This window comes from Planktothrix sp. FACHB-1355, from assembly GCF_014748295.1.
In the GTDB taxonomy this organism is placed as follows: domain Bacteria; phylum Cyanobacteriota; class Cyanobacteriia; order Cyanobacteriales; family Aerosakkonemataceae; genus Aerosakkonema; species Aerosakkonema funiforme_A.
Map to the genome: position 1 here is coordinate 1 of NZ_JACJUP010000043.1, position 14064 is coordinate 14064.

General features: G+C 46.2%; 15 protein-coding genes. 10 read left to right on the plus strand and 5 right to left on the minus strand.

Annotated elements, in window-relative coordinates; genetic code table 11:
• Window positions 1-93 precede the first annotated feature (93 nt).
• A complete protein-coding gene (locus tag H6S82_RS04105; protein ID WP_199315496.1) occupies window positions 94-1179 on the minus strand; it encodes a tetratricopeptide repeat protein in 1086 nt (361 codons plus the stop codon).
• A 171-nt stretch (window positions 1180-1350) separates the two neighbouring features.
• On the minus strand, window positions 1351-2625 hold the full coding sequence (locus tag H6S82_RS04110) for a caspase family protein (RefSeq protein ID WP_190471033.1): 1275 nt from the start codon (window positions 2623-2625) through the stop codon (window positions 1351-1353).
• A gap of 92 nt (window positions 2626-2717) precedes the next feature.
• Between H6S82_RS04110 and H6S82_RS04115 the strand changes: the two genes are divergently transcribed.
• A complete protein-coding gene (locus H6S82_RS04115; protein WP_190471031.1) occupies window positions 2718-4964 on the plus strand; it encodes a DNA polymerase III subunit gamma/tau in 2247 nt (748 codons plus the stop codon).
• A 41-nt stretch (window positions 4965-5005) separates the two neighbouring features.
• Here the strand turns inward: H6S82_RS04115 and H6S82_RS04120 are convergent, their stop codons facing one another.
• Complete coding sequence (locus H6S82_RS04120) at window positions 5006-6433, minus strand: glycosyltransferase family 2 protein (protein WP_190471029.1); 1428 nt, start codon at window positions 6431-6433, stop codon at window positions 5006-5008.
• Between the two features lie 727 nt (window positions 6434-7160).
• On the opposite strand from H6S82_RS04120, the gene ebsA reads away from it, so the two are divergent.
• The 7 genes from ebsA to H6S82_RS04155 all read left to right on the plus strand — a co-directional run bounded on the left by ebsA (window position 7161) and on the right by H6S82_RS04155 (window position 10931).
• Complete coding sequence (gene ebsA / locus H6S82_RS04125; RefSeq protein WP_190471026.1) at window positions 7161-7541, plus strand: type IV pilus biogenesis protein EbsA; 381 nt, start codon at window positions 7161-7163, stop codon at window positions 7539-7541.
• Window positions 7542-7586: 45 nt separating this feature from the next.
• Window positions 7587-8678 (plus strand): DRTGG domain-containing protein, encoded by a 1092-nt coding sequence (locus H6S82_RS04130; RefSeq protein WP_190471022.1) that lies wholly within the window; start codon window positions 7587-7589, stop codon window positions 8676-8678.
• A gap of 44 nt (window positions 8679-8722) precedes the next feature.
• Window positions 8723-9226, plus strand: coding sequence for a DNA recombination-mediator protein A (locus H6S82_RS04135; protein ID WP_190471019.1), 504 nt, complete (start codon window positions 8723-8725; stop codon window positions 9224-9226).
• Complete coding sequence (locus H6S82_RS04140; RefSeq protein ID WP_190471016.1) at window positions 9219-9368, plus strand: hypothetical protein; 150 nt, start codon at window positions 9219-9221, stop codon at window positions 9366-9368. The genes H6S82_RS04135 and H6S82_RS04140 overlap by 8 nt, the downstream gene beginning before the upstream one ends.
• Window positions 9343-9765 (plus strand): MAPEG family protein, encoded by a 423-nt coding sequence (locus H6S82_RS04145; RefSeq protein ID WP_190471046.1) that lies wholly within the window; start codon window positions 9343-9345, stop codon window positions 9763-9765. Before H6S82_RS04140 ends, H6S82_RS04145 begins: the two co-directional genes overlap by 26 nt.
• A 134-nt stretch (window positions 9766-9899) precedes the next feature.
• Window positions 9900-10391, plus strand: a complete 492-nt coding sequence (locus H6S82_RS04150; RefSeq protein ID WP_190471012.1) for a YajQ family cyclic di-GMP-binding protein — start codon at window positions 9900-9902, stop codon at window positions 10389-10391.
• A gap of 54 nt (window positions 10392-10445) precedes the next feature.
• The gene (locus H6S82_RS04155) at window positions 10446-10931 is read left to right on the plus strand and encodes a DUF202 domain-containing protein (RefSeq protein WP_190471009.1); all 486 of its coding nucleotides are present in this window, start codon (window positions 10446-10448) and stop codon (window positions 10929-10931) included.
• Between the two features lie 201 nt (window positions 10932-11132).
• Here H6S82_RS04155 and hemL read toward each other — a convergent pair whose 3' ends face one another.
• The gene (gene hemL / locus H6S82_RS04160; RefSeq protein WP_190471006.1) at window positions 11133-12431 is read right to left on the minus strand and encodes a glutamate-1-semialdehyde 2,1-aminomutase; all 1299 of its coding nucleotides are present in this window, start codon (window positions 12429-12431) and stop codon (window positions 11133-11135) included.
• 125 nt (window positions 12432-12556) lie between these two features.
• Between hemL and H6S82_RS04165 the strand changes: the two genes are divergently transcribed.
• Together H6S82_RS04165 and hisIE are read left to right on the plus strand one after the other, a co-directional pair.
• Window positions 12557-12748 carry a ChaB family protein gene (locus H6S82_RS04165; RefSeq protein WP_190471003.1) on the plus strand — a complete coding sequence of 64 codons (192 nt, stop codon included), beginning with the start codon at window positions 12557-12559 and terminating at the stop codon, window positions 12746-12748.
• 68 nt (window positions 12749-12816) lie between these two features.
• Window positions 12817-13467, plus strand: coding sequence for a bifunctional phosphoribosyl-AMP cyclohydrolase/phosphoribosyl-ATP diphosphatase HisIE (gene hisIE / locus H6S82_RS04170; RefSeq protein WP_190471000.1), 651 nt, complete (start codon window positions 12817-12819; stop codon window positions 13465-13467).
• A gap of 142 nt (window positions 13468-13609) precedes the next feature.
• On the opposite strand, the gene H6S82_RS04175 is transcribed toward hisIE, so the two are convergent.
• The coding region (locus H6S82_RS04175; protein WP_242056814.1) for an ATP-binding protein at window positions 13610-14064 on the minus strand (455 nt) is incomplete at its 5' end.

Genomic DNA, 14064 nt, shown 5'->3' on the forward strand with positions numbered 1-14064 from the left:
TAGGGGTTAGGGAATAGGGAATAGAGGGAGGAATTTTGACTTTTGACTCCCCCACTCCCCCGCTCCCCCGCTCCCCCACTCCCCCCTCTCCCTCTATTCTGGTTTGAGAGCCTGAGCTTTGTTCCAGCTGTCGATCGCTTCTTCGCTACGGCCTAAATTACTGAGAGCGACACTGCGGTTATACCAGGCTTCGTAGCGATCGGGTTGCAATGTCAAAGCTTTGTCCCAGCTAGCGATCGCATCTTCTAAACGTCCTAAGTTCCCCAGTACCAAACCGCGATTAAACCAAGCTTGGTCATCTTTCGGTTCAATTGCCACAGCTTTATCGTAAGAAGCGATCGCTTCTTCCAGACGTCCTACGTGCCCCAAAGCCACACCTCGGTTATACCAGGCTTGTTGATAATTTGGTTGAATTTCCAAAGCTTTGTCGTAGGAATAGATCGCTTCTTCACTGCGTCCTATTTTAAACAGAGCGTTGCCACGGTTATTCCAGGCATCGGATTTATCTTGTTTGTACTGCAAAGCTTTATCGTAGCTGGCGATCGCATCGTAAGTGCGTCCCAATTTAAACAGAGCATTAGCGCGGTTGTACCAGACTTCGTGAGCTTCCGGTAGAATCGCCAGCGCCTTGTCATAACTGACGATCGCTGCTTGATAATCACCATTATTAAATTGCTGAATACCTTGATAAAACCATGCTTGTGCCTCTTGCGGATCGCCCGGATCGAGAAGCGAGTTACTATCTTGGTATGATTGCGGAGCCCGTGCGAGTAACTTTATACCGATTTCCTTGGCAATGTCGCCAAATTCCCCGCACCCTACATCGCCCAGATGTACCATCCGAGTGGCTAGCTGACGATTTGGTGATTGGGACGCTAGGAGTTTCTCGCCAAAACCGCGCAGCCATGCGATCCACACTTCCACGTCAGTACGTTCGGCTAGCGCCTCAAAAACTCTCAAAACTTGCTCCTGACGCCAGCCATGCTCAACCCCTTCTAAGAGCTGCATAAAAAAATACTCGTAGTCTGCATCGGTTAGGGGTGTATTTTCCGATTGCTTTATAGGTTTTGGAGGTTGGGGTTGTTTGCGGATGCCAAAAAGACGGCGATACCACTTTCGTAGCGTTCGCCTTAGCGTACTGTAGGCATATCGCCAAAATCGCGCTTTCATCTTTCCCATTCCCGCGTTACCTTTATCCCAGATTTTATCGAACCAAATTAAAGAGGCTTTGTAGCTCGATCGCAACTTTTACTACCCAATCGCATCTCTAATTCTCAGCCAACCTCTGTCAATCCGTAAAAATTCATCAAACTTGAGCGTATCTTCGCTCAAAAGACATCTGTCGCCCCATTACTGTTGTCCCGTTTGCAGTCGCTGCCAAGAACTACTTTCGCATTTGATTAATTTATCAAGGGTGGCGATCGCTTTGCTGTTTTGCGAACTACGGATCTCCTGTTCCATACCAATATTCGTTAATTCCATCCCCAGACGGATGACATAAGCTTTTTGTTCTTCACTAGCGATCTGACTGCGATCGACTGCTTGTATGTTTGCCAGAAAAGACTTCTGGATATTGAAATTAAATATTTTAGCGATAGAATGAACCGCGTAACTTTGTTCCGGGCGAGCGGTTTGGAGAACTTCCGCGATCGGTTTACTCAAGATTGTCTGCTGAGTCAGTTTGTCAGCCTGACTTTGCAGCCAAGCTTCTGATGTAGAAATCGGCCAATCTGTACTGCGTTCGTCCACTTTGGCAAAAGCGTGGGCTTCCCCATAAGAAATCCGTCCATCTTTGTTATAGTCAGCTGACGGGACTGACTGACCGATACGGTTGCGCCCGCTCAAGCCTGCAAAGAAGCTAGAACTATAATCTTTATAGTCCGCTTCGTTGACTGCTGGAGTACAACCAACGGAAGGTCTGGTTTTGACGGTGGCGAAGAAGCCGCAACGAGTTTGCAGTGCGACTGGACGTTTGGGGTCACCGCCTTCGTAGATAAAATTAGCGAATGAGCCGGAAAAGCACTGACTCATCATCATCACTACAGATGTCTGCTCTGGAAGGCGATCGAGCATACCAGCAAATTGCTGCACTGTCAGCAATTCCCTATTCCACAGCAGGAAAGCGTTGTTATCTATATCTTCGGGATTGGGGATGCCATGTCCTGTGAAGTAGAAGAAAATAGATTTGGGGTTCCCACTCAGATCCTGAAGCGAACGCTGCAAGTTGGCCATAGTAGATGCACCGTCAAGATTGGGAATCTGTGGCACTTTGAACTGCTGCTGTCCACCAGAGTCGAGATAGCGAACTGTCGCCTGTCGCTCATCGCCGTTGGCAAAAAAAGTGAACGCTTCAGCTGGGTTGTAACCCATTGCGCTCAAAGTGCGCTGAAAGTATAGAATGTTCTTTTCGATCGCGATTTCGTTCGCTTCCGGCGCTGGGCCACCACCAAATGCCAAGAAATTTGTTTTTTGTTGTGGGGATTGATTTGGCGTTTGCCCTTGACAAGTGGCTGCTCGTACTCCACTAACTCCGACGCTGGTATTGACGATCGGGAGTTGCAGACCGATCGATATCACCAGGGCCAAATTAGTAATGTAGTGGCGATGGCGTGAAAAATACTGCATGGTAATTTGTATCAACTTTATCTGAATGAGTGATGACCCACGATCGGATTTTATCGCTCTGATGCCGTTCTCCTTAAAATATCTTAATTGTTATGACTTACGAACCCTTACATCACAAGTATCGCCCTTCTAGTTTTGCCGATCTGGTGGGTCAAGATGCGATCGCTACCACTCTGACTAATGCCATCCAACAAAAACGGATAGCACCAGCTTACTTGTTCACCGGGCCCAGAGGCACCGGTAAAACTTCCAGTGCCAGAATTTTAGCTAAATCGCTTAACTGTCTTTCTCACAAAGATCCGACACCTCAACCTTGCGGTAAATGCGATGTTTGTCAGGGAATTGCCAAAGGCTCAACTTTAGATGTAATTGAAATCGATGCTGCTAGCAATACAGGTGTTGACAACATTAGAGAATTAATCGAAAAAGCTCAATTTGCACCAGTACAGTGCCGCCACAAAGTTTACATCATTGATGAATGTCATATGCTCAGTGCAGCGGCATTCAATGCTTTGTTAAAAACTTTAGAAGAACCACCCGATCGCGTAGTCTTTGTCTTGGCAACAACTGACCCTCAAAGAGTCTTGCCAACTATTATTTCTCGCTGTCAGCGCTTTGATTTTCGTCGCATTCCTCTAGAGGCGATGGTGAAGCATCTGCGTCATATCGCCAATAAAGAAAATATCGATATTACCGATGATGCGATCGTTCTCGTTGGCCAAATTGCCCAAGGCGGATTGAGAGATGCCGAAAGTACATTAGATCAACTCAGCTTGTTATCCGGAGAGGTAACAGTTGAGAAGGTTTGGGATTTGGTAGGCGCAGTTCCAGAGAAAGATTTGATGAGTTTGCTCGACGCGATCGCCACCAACGATAGCACATCTGTAATAGACATAACTCGTCGCCTCATGGATAGAGGTCGAGAACCTTTAATTGTCTTGCAAAACTTAGCTTCTTTCTATCGCGATTTACTAATTGCGAAAACCGCACCCAACCGTTCCGATTTAGTCGCCGTCACAGCACCTACCTGGCAAGCGCTGTGCGATTTTCAAGGTTTGGAAATCAACCAGATTTTATTTGGGCAAAAGCAACTTAAAGACAGCGAAGTTCAAATAAAAAATACAACCCAGCCGCGCTTGTGGTTAGAGGTAACATTATTAGCATTGTTGCCATCTGCAATCGCATCGACAATTAGCCCAATTAGCGTTCAACAAACTGCTAAACCGCTGAATAATCCAGCAATTGCACCCAAGGTAAACAGTACACCATCATCTAATCAAGTAACAAAAAAAGTAGAAAGATCGGAAATAATTTCTCCAAGTATACCAGTCCCAACTGAAAATCCTCAATTCCATAAACAAGAGGTTATTCCTGTTGTAGAACAAGTTCCCGATGCTCCTATTGAAGCCGAACCCAGTCACGCCAATTTTCAACAAGATGATGTAAGTCTAATTGCAGAAAATTCATTTAATTTGGAGGATATTTGGCAACAAGTAATTAAAAATACCCGGCTACCCGGTGCTAAACGGATGCTGCGAGATCATTGCTACTTAGTATATGTTAAAGGTCGAGAAGCGATGATTGGCATTAAAACAGAATCTCTTACAGTTACAATTAAAGGAACTTTGCCCCAAATAGAAGAAGCTTTTTCAAAAACATTCAACGATAAGATAAAAATAAATTTTCAGTCTAATCATACAACTGAAAATAAGTTTTCTCGCCGAAACCAACAGCAAGGTAGCATTAAACAGCAGACGCAATTTAATCAAACAAACACATCAGCGCTGTCCAATCCAAATTTAGCATCTTCTCCCACATTTACCGAACCTCCCAGCAACTATTCACCAATAAAAACTGACGATCGACCTTCCATTCAACCCCAAGAAAATACAGACGGCCCCAAACCGAATTTTGCTTCCGAAACTAAGCCAGATTCAAATACTGTTCGGTTAACTTCTCCTCCTACTCTTCCCCTACAAGGAGAGGAAAGTAAAGTCTCGCCCTCCTCCGCGCAAGGGACAGGGGTAGGTTCGTCTTATCCGAACAAGATTAAGCCAGATTCATCAATAAAATTACCGCCTGACTTGCCAAAATCGAGTCAGCAGATTTCCAACAAAAATGTAGAAAATATAGAGATAGATAATGATAGTAAGGTGGTACTTGATGCAGCCCAGAGACTTGCCAATTTCTTTGAAGGAGAAATTATTCAAATAACAGACGATCTGGAACAAATCCTGTTTCCAAATAAGCCAGAAATATCCAGATTAAATATAACTGATGTCACAGCAAGTGAGTACTTAGACACAGAAGAAATTGCAGAAAATGGGGAAGAATTTTAAGAATTAAGAATTAAAAAATGGGATAGCCCCATTTTTAATTCTTAATTTGTAATTGGCAATTCTTCACCACTGCCTTGATGCACGGTTTTAACCCATTTTAGCCGCTTTGGACGTACCGACATCCGCGCAGTTGCGCTAGACATCACAACTACCCAGTGCAGCATATACAAATTACCGCGCAGCGTTTGCAGCAAGGTAAAGAATGCGGTAGAAAAAGTCAGTTTTTCGTCCTTACGGGTGCGCCGCAAACCTCCAAACATCGCGATCAGCGACATCGTAAGCATCAGTCCGGTAATGGGACTGAAAACGGGCAAACTGGTGCGAAAAACAGACATCAAAAAGTCAGGTAATACCGCCGTGGGAAGAAAGTACTGGGTAATCCAAAACATGAACATATCCCAGGTTTTCCGAGTACCCATGCGGTTTCTCAGAATCGGACGCCAATAGTCCAGATAGCGTTGATAACCTCCTTCTGCCCAGCGATTGCGCTGATGCCAAAGGGCTAAGGCGGTGGTGACGCCTTCTTCTCGAACGGGAGGGTCAATGAGAAAGTCAATATCCCATCGATCGAGATGCAAGCGGATCGTGAGATCCAGGTCATCTGTGATAGTTTCCTCATTAAAACCACCACAGCGTTCTAAGGCAGAACGACGGATAAATTGACCGTTACCCCGCAATTCGCCAATCCCGCCGATCGCAATGCGCTGCTGCTGAAAAAAGCTATCCAAAGCCATTTCAGCGACTTGACCGCGAGTCCAGAAATTGACATCGGGATTGGCGATCGCTTTTTGCACCTGCACTGCACCCACTTGCGGTTGTTCAAACACAGGCACTACCCGCCGCAACATATCGGCAGATACCTTAGCATCCGCATCAAACACAGCGATAATTTCGCCGCGAGTCAGGGGTAGCACCTGATTCAAAGCACCCGATTTACCGCCGCCAGCATCAGCAGGTCGCCGAAATACCTTGAGTCGATCGTATTCCTGGGCTAGCTGTTTGAGCAAGATCGGCGTTTTGTCCGTACTGCGATCGTCGATTACCCACAGCTCGTACAAGTCTCTTGGATAGTCGAGATCGCACATATTCTTGACCAAACTGGCAATGACAGCTTCTTCATTTTTAGCCGCCACCAGCAGGGAAACAAAAGGCCAAGAATCCTGATTTTCCTCAGACAAAGGCGCAGGTAAAGCACGGGGACAAGCTCGCAAAACGCGGATGGCGTGAATACCCATCAGGGTTGTCAAGAACAGCACCAGCCAAATGCCCCACGAGAATAGATGCAGGGCGATCGTGCCACTCCAAACAATTGTCAGCAACAATGCGGCTTTGCGCCTGCGTCCCGCATAAAACCTGCGATCGGGTGTCTGAGTTTCCTCCTCAAAAGTGGGAGGCAGATCGGATAAAACCGAGCCGATTTCATCAAGCTCGTTGTAGGAATTGTTTTCGGGCCAGGAATTCGCTGGCATAGGTTAGCTGATTCAACCACCAGTATTTGTCTGCACCTTTGCAGAAGCTGGGTATCGGGTAACACCAAACCGTGCAGCCTTGACATCCTTTTAGTTTGCCATGACAGAAGGCGGTATTGTATCCACCTGTTCCGATTCGCGATCGAGTTTGTAAAATCTAGCCTTAATCGGAATACCTGTTTGGGCAAACTGGTACCAAGTCAGCCGGAGCTTGTCGTTAGCAGATCTGGCAAAACAGTATTTACCGCCTGAGAGCGGGGATTTGTGGTGCCATTTCCTCCAGCTTCAATAAAAGCTTATGCTGCCTTATTGTACCTGACCTTGTTGAAGTACTCAGTCGCCGTTTCTATCGATTTGACAATTTGTCGAGTAGGATTTTTCTGAGAATTGTAATTGGTGTGAGCCCTAAAGGCTGAATTTAGGCAAGATCGGGAGTCCAACGCAGCCATACGACAGAAGGGAGAGCCTCAAAGCCCCTCTCCTCTTGGGTCATAAGTTGGGCACAAGTCTATCCCCGAGTTAATCGATCGATAGTGTCAATTGTTTCCTCACTCGCTGCCTTTGTAAAATAAGGCCACTGACAATTGCGTCCGCCTTCAAGGTAGAGAGATGATGGAAGTAGACATTTTGGGAATACTACAGACAGTGAATGCTGGGACGGGCTTAAATATTGCCGCCCCAGCATTCGGGCATTAGTCTGAATCTAGAGGCCAAAAAAAGGAAGATTATGAGTGCAAATATCGAACAGCTCCAACCTGCCGACCCCCGCAGAGTCAATGTCTATATGCCCTACTACCAAGGTAACAAGCGCACTTTGTTACCCCAAGCCATAAGTCTCTATGAAAAAGGGGTTCTGGAGGGAAAACGCAAAATAGAAGGCGGAGAGAGCATCCCCTTTGTTGCCACCTGGAATGTGGCGGCGCTACCATCAGACCTTACCCGTTGTCGGTTACAGTTTGATGGCAATGCAGAAATGAGTTATGAAGTTACCCTGGCTAATAATGAATTTGTTAACTTTCTAATAGAAGTCATAATGAATTTTAAGACCTCTCGCTCAATCGATTTTTCCAAAGGATTTTACCGCAAGCTGCTGCGTTTGGATGAATAGAAACGGCGTTTGGAGGATACACAGCTCAAAATTAGGAGTGAGGGTGTGCCGAAATCTGCTAAATATCTGCTGATAGGATCGACCGAGGCTTATAGCGGCAAGTCAGCGGTACTTTTGGGACTTGCTCATCAGCTACAAGAAAAAAAACTGGATATCGCCTACGGTAAGCCGCTGGGAACCTGTTGGAGCGACGATCGCACTGATGGCATGGATGAGGATGTTAAGTTTTTAGCCCACAATCTCAACTTGCCGCCGAACCGATTGCTGAAAACCCTATTATTTCTCGATACAGTCAGCATCGAAAAACGTCTCAAAGGCGAAGATACAATCGATTATCGCTCAGAGTTACTCAAATACCTCCAGGTGCAGTCTGGAAAGCTAGTTTTGCTAGAAGGGCCAGGAACTCTGGAGGAGGGCACTTTGTTTGAAATGTCCTTGCTGGAAGTGGCAGAGGTGGTGGATGCGGGAATTGTGTTGGTAACGCGCTTGGAATCGGTGCTATCGATACACAAGATATTGTCAGCGAAGCGGCGGTTGGGCGATCGCCTAATCGGCGTTATCCTCAATGATGTTCCCAGCGAGCAACTCGAAGCAGTAGAAACAGAGATTAAGCCATTTCTGGAACAGCGGGATATTGCAGTTTTGGGAATTCTGCCCCGGAGTGCCTTGCTACGCAGCGTCAGCGTCAGAGAACTGGTACACCAATTGCACGCTGAGGTGATTTGCCGACCCGATCGATTGGATCTAATGGTGGAAAGCTTAACTATCGGTGCGATGAATGTCAACTCGGCGCTGAAGTACTTCCGCAAGGGTAGGAATATGGCAGTGGTGACTGGTGGCGATCGTCAGGATATCCAGCTCGCAGCCTTGGAAACCTCTACTCAGTGTTTGATTTTAACCGGGCACGTCCCTCCGTCCGATTTTATTCTCAATCGCGCTGAAGACCTCGAAATTCCGATTTTGTCGGTTGACCTGGATACCCTCACCACTGTAGAAATCATTAACCGCGCTTTCGGTCAAGTGCGCCTGCAAGAACCGATTAAAGTGCAGTGCGTCCGTCAGTTAATGAAAGAACACTTTGATGTCGATCGTCTCATGTCCAAACTCGGACTGGAGCCTGCTGTAACGCTACCGTAACCCATTCTGTTAAAATATCAAGGTTGTTCAACGTCAAACCGTCCTTGAGTCAATCGATAGAGATACCTAAAGTTGATGAATTAGTCCAAGAACTGGCGACAATCCAGCAAACGGGTTCCAAGCGCATTGCCCTGTTAGGATCTCGCCACGTTCCTATTACCCATCAGCACCTGATCGAGATGATGAGCTATGCCTTGGTATTATCCGGCAATAGCCTGATTACCTCCGGTGCTACGGGTACTAACGCGGCTGCCATTAGAGGCGCAATGCGGGCAGATCCCAAACTGTTAACCGTGATTTTACCCCAAAGTCTGGAGCGCCAGCCCCTAGAATCGCGCCAGCAGCTCGAACAGGTGATGCACTTGGTAGAAAAGCCAGAAAACGATCATCTGTCTTTAGGTGAAGCTAGCGCCCTATGCAATCAGGAAATTGTTTCTAGATGCCAGCAGCTGATTTGCTTTGCTTTTCATGACAGCCGCACGCTGCTGCAAACTTGTAAAGATGCAGAAGAACAACGAAAATTAGTGACGCTGTTTTACTTTGATTAGTATGTTGGGCAAGTTTGCCGTTCTTTGTGCGAGCCAAATTTCGGATTTGACAAGTAAGTTGGCAATCTTTCTGATTGATTTGGCAGGCATGAGAACGAATGAAATAAAGGCTAATGATGCGATCGCAAATACCGATGTCTGACATTTTTCTTTACTGTATAGCTATAGCAGCTTTTCTGATTTACGTGCCTTTTTTGCTGGTGGCTTATGCTCGCGTGCAGTTGGGCAAAGAAGCCCTGGCAACTCCCAGAGCGATCGTAGATAAACTGCCTCCCTACGCTCAAAGAGCCACCTGGGCTCATCAAAATGCTTTTGAAGCGTTTATGCTGTTTGCAGCCGCAGCGCTGATGGCTTACGTAACTGGTGTCAATTCGTCTGTAGGGGTAGGTGCTGCGATCGCATTTCTCGTGGCGAGGTTGCTGCACTCGGTTTTTTATATTTTGAACATTCCCCTAGCGCGAGGACTTATGTTCGCCCTTGGCTCCCTTTGCATCGCCACTTTATTCGTCCAAAGCCTGCTGCAAGCTAGTATAAATTAGTTAGCGAGTAATGGGTAATCAAATTTGAGATTTTAGATTTGAGATTTGAGATTGTAGATCGATCTTTACTCAGCGACTAAAATTTTAAAGTACTCGATTACCTTTTCACCTTTTCAGAGTTTTACCGATTTCCTATGGCTTCTACATATTCATTTGACATTGTGAGCGACTTTGACTATCAAGAATTGGTCAATGCTGTAGACCAAACCGATCGGGAAATTCAAAGCCGCTACGACCTCAAAGACACAAAAACAACTGTGGAATTGGGTAAAGAATCGATTACGATTAGCACCGACAGCGAGTTTACTTTAAACTCGATTCACACAATTCTGCAACAAAAAGCTGCCAAACGCAATCTCTCTCTCAAAATATTTGATTACGGCAAAGTTGAATCAGCTAGCGGCAATCGCGTTCGGCAAGAAATCAAACTCAAAAAAGGGATTGGTCAGGAAATTGCCAAACAAATTACCAAGTTGATTCGCGATGAATTTAAAAAAGTTCAAGGAGCGATTCAAGGAGATGCCGTGAGGGTTTCTGCTAAATCGAAAGATGAATTGCAAACGGTTATTCAGCGCTTAAAGCAAGAAGACTTTCCGGTTGCCTTGCAATTTACAAATTATCGTTAGCTAAGTAAGCTAAGTAAGCTAAGTAGGGTGGGTATTGCCCACTCTTAAATAGCGATGAACAGGACGCCAAATTTTGACCGCCTAAGAGAGCATCAAGCCAACGAACGGACATTTTTGGCTTGGTTGCGAACCTCGATCGCACTGATTGGATTTGGATTTGCAATTGCTCGCTTTGGCTTATTTCTGCGCCAGTTAGAATCTGCTGTCACAGGACATAATATCGACAGCCATTCTGCTATTAACTCTCAAAACCTCGGCTTAGGTTTAGCAATTCTCGGCATTGTTTTGATAGCCTTTTCTTTATGGCGCTACAATCAAATTTTTCGGCAAATTGAGAACAGCGATTATCAGCCTAGTCGTTTAATGGTTTGGTTAACAGCAGGGATTGTCATGATATTGGGCGTACTGACTATTCCTTTCGTCCTCTGGCGACAGCCATCTGTTCCCAAGCAGCCATCTTCGAGTAAGAGTGCAGCCGCTCGCCAAAATAGCTTGCTCTCTGATGATTTGGCACAAAAAATAGAGCGCAAAAATATCTGAAAATTGAATAAGAATCGAGGGGACGAACAAGCTGATTTTTTGGATGGGATGGTTATTTACACTAGGGACTGGGGAGAGGACAATTTCAGATTTTAAATTTTAGATTTGAGATTAAATTTAATCTCAAATCTGCATTAAAAATTTGCAGTTTATGCCCTATGCTCAGTCCCCAACACAAAACTCAATTGCGAGAATTTGAAATCACAGACTCGACATTACTTCCCTTGCGGCTTGTAGGGTGCGATCGATATCTTCTTCTGTATGAGCGACAGAAGTAAAACCAGCTTCAAACTGGGACGGTGCGAGGTAAATACCGCGCTCTAACATACCGCGATGGAAGCGGCTGAACTTCGCCAAGTCTGACTTTTTAGCATCCTCGTAATTGTGGACGGGGCCAGAGGTAAAGAACAAACCGAACATACCGCTGATGTTACCGCCACAAACTGCATGACCTTTTTCTTTGGCAATTTGCAACAATCCATCGGCTAGCTTTTTGGTAATGCGATCGAGATATTCGTATGTCCCCGATTTTTGCAGCAATTCCAGTGTCTTGATCCCCGCAGTCATCGCCAGAGGATTGCCGGAAAGCGTCCCCGCCTGATACATCGGCCCGGATGGTGCCACCATTGACATAATATCTCTACGTCCGCCATAAGCGCCTACGGGCAAACCACCGCCGATAATTTTGCCCAGAGTTGTCAAATCGGGAGTGATGCCGAATTTTTCTTGGGCACCGCCGTAGGCAATCCGAAAACCGGTCATCACTTCATCAAATACGAGCAAAGCGCCGTTTTCTTTGGTAAGTACGCGCAAACCTTCCAGAAAACCGCCATCCGGAGGAATAAATCCCGCATTGCCTACCACAGGTTCCAAAATGACACCGGCAATCTGGTCTGGGTTTTCGTCAAACAAAGCTTTCACAGCTTCTAAATCGTTGAAGGGAGCCGTGAGAGTGTTCTGTGTGGCCGATTTGGGTACGCCGGGAGAGTCGGGTAAGCCAAGGGTGGCGACACCAGAGCCGGCTTTGACCAAAAACATATCGGCGTGGCCGTGGTAGCAACCTTCAAACTTGATAATTTTATCCCGTCCGGTGAAGGCTCGCATCAGGCGCAAAACTGCCATACAAGCTTCGGTGCCGGAATTGACAAAGCGCACCATTTCAATGCTGGGAACGGCGTCGATAACCATTTCGGCAAGGACGTTTTCCAGGTAGGAGGGTGCGCCGAAGCTGGTACCTTTCTCTAAAGCTTTGTGCAGTGCCTCGATGACATCGGGATGAGCGTGACCGCAGATGGCCGGCCCCCAAGTACCAACATAGTCGATGTACTGGTTGTCATCGACATCCCAAATATAAGCGCCTTTGACGCGATCGAAAACGATCGGTTGTCCCCCCACAGACTTGAAGGCTCGCACGGGTGAACTGACGCCCCCTGGCATTAGTTTCTGGGCTGCTGCAAAAATTTCTTCTGAGTTGGTGGTTTTAAATGAGGTAGTGACCAAAGTTATCTGCTCCTTACTTGAGTCTTATCTTGGTGAAATGCTTAAAGGTCTATCTTGAGATAGTGGAAACCATTGTTCAAGCTTAGTAAGCTCATAAATTATCCTATATAGCACCCATAACCGCGATGTTATACAAAACGAATCAAGATTTGCCTGCCGACGTGCGCTCTCGTCTTTCAGAGCCCGCTCAAGAATTATACCGAGCTGCGTATAATTGTGCGCTTCACTGGTACGGCACAGAATCTAAGGCGCATGAGATTGCTTGGTGTGCGGTGAGAACTCAGGCGGCTAGTTTTAACTCTATGGCTGTAAGTTAAGTGATTTAAAGCTCTCTAGGACAAAGCATGATATCGTGATCGAGTGAGCTAAAGCTTTAACTGATTTTATGCCTGCGGCTGAGCCTACCCCTATTAGTCAATCTATTCCGATCGATAATATCCGCTATGATGAGCGCGGATTGGTTCCGGCTATTGTCCAGGATTATCTGGATGGTACGGTGTTAATGATGGCTTGGATGAATCGGGAGTCGCTGCAAAAAACTCTCGCCACTGGAAGAACTTGGTTTTGGAGTCGATCGCGTGCCGAATTGTGGCCAAAGGGCGAAACGTCAGGTCACGTTCAAAATGTCAAAAGTCTCCGCTACGACTGCGATAGCGATGCCTTACTCATTGGTGTGGAACAAATTGGAGATATTGCCTGCCACACGGGTGAGCGCAGTTGTTTTCATCGCGTGGATGGACAAAAGCAAGCGCCACCCGCTGATACTTTGTCTCAAGTGTTTGAAGTCATTTGTTCGCGCCGGGACAATCCTACAGAAAGTTCTTATACGTGCAAGTTGCTAGCTGGCGGCGATAACAAGATTTTAAAGAAGATTGGCGAAGAAGCTGCTGAAGTGGTGATGGCTTGTAAGGATGATGATAAAGAAGCGATCGCAGGTGAAGTTGCCGACCTATTTTACCACACTCTTGTAGCTTTGGCTCATCATCAAGTTGATATCAAAGCTGTTTATCGGCAATTGCAAGAACGCCGACGATAGGGAAGTCAAAAGTCAAAAGTCAAAAGTCAAAAGTCAAAAGTTAGAGGAAGTGGGGGATCTCTTGAGGAGGGAGCCGAAGAATTAATATTTTCCCTTTTCCCTCTGCCCTCTCCCTCTTTCCCTAACCCTGACGCCCTAGCCTCTAAATCAAAGCATCTACATCGGTTGGCTGTTCCGAACCCATCACGACATCTTGATAAAGCGGCACAGTGAAAGTCACCGTCGATCCGAGTCCCTCACCCATACTGTAGAAATTCACCACACCTTTCATAGCTTCTATGAGTTTTTGAGAAATTGTTAATCCCAAACCCGTACCGCCGTATTTGCGGGTGCGCGAACCGTCTACTTGACTGAAGGATTGGAACAGTCTATCTTGCTTTTCCAATGATACGCCGATGCCCGTATCTATGACGCGGACTTTGACCATTCCAGGCAGTTCCTGGTTCTGAACAACCACCTTCTTTCTGACAACTTCCGCTGTAATTAAAACCCCACCCTCGTGAGTAAATTTAATTGCATTGCCAACCAAATTTAACATTACCTGCAAAAGACGTTGGTAATTGCCATAAACGGTAATTTTATCTCTTGTGGGCGGTC

What these genes read in the sequence shown, in the direction of transcription:
- H6S82_RS04105 (WP_199315496.1), bottom strand. Translation starts at nt 1,179, where the DNA reads ATGGGAAAGATGAAAGCGCGATTTTGGCGATATGCCTACAGTACGCTA.
- H6S82_RS04110 (WP_190471033.1), bottom strand. Translation starts at nt 2,625, where the DNA reads ATGCAGTATTTTTCACGCCATCGCCACTACATTACTAATTTGGCCCTG.
- H6S82_RS04115 (WP_190471031.1), top strand. Translation starts at nt 2,718, where the DNA reads ATGACTTACGAACCCTTACATCACAAGTATCGCCCTTCTAGTTTTGCC.
- H6S82_RS04120 (WP_190471029.1), bottom strand. Translation starts at nt 6,433, where the DNA reads ATGCCAGCGAATTCCTGGCCCGAAAACAATTCCTACAACGAGCTTGAT.
- ebsA (WP_190471026.1), top strand. Translation starts at nt 7,161, where the DNA reads ATGAGTGCAAATATCGAACAGCTCCAACCTGCCGACCCCCGCAGAGTC.
- H6S82_RS04145 (WP_190471046.1), top strand. Translation starts at nt 9,343, where the DNA reads ATGCGATCGCAAATACCGATGTCTGACATTTTTCTTTACTGTATAGCT.
- H6S82_RS04150 (WP_190471012.1), top strand. Translation starts at nt 9,900, where the DNA reads ATGGCTTCTACATATTCATTTGACATTGTGAGCGACTTTGACTATCAA.
- H6S82_RS04155 (WP_190471009.1), top strand. Translation starts at nt 10,446, where the DNA reads ATGAACAGGACGCCAAATTTTGACCGCCTAAGAGAGCATCAAGCCAAC.
- H6S82_RS04165 (WP_190471003.1), top strand. Translation starts at nt 12,557, where the DNA reads ATGTTATACAAAACGAATCAAGATTTGCCTGCCGACGTGCGCTCTCGT.
- hisIE (WP_190471000.1), top strand. Translation starts at nt 12,817, where the DNA reads ATGCCTGCGGCTGAGCCTACCCCTATTAGTCAATCTATTCCGATCGAT.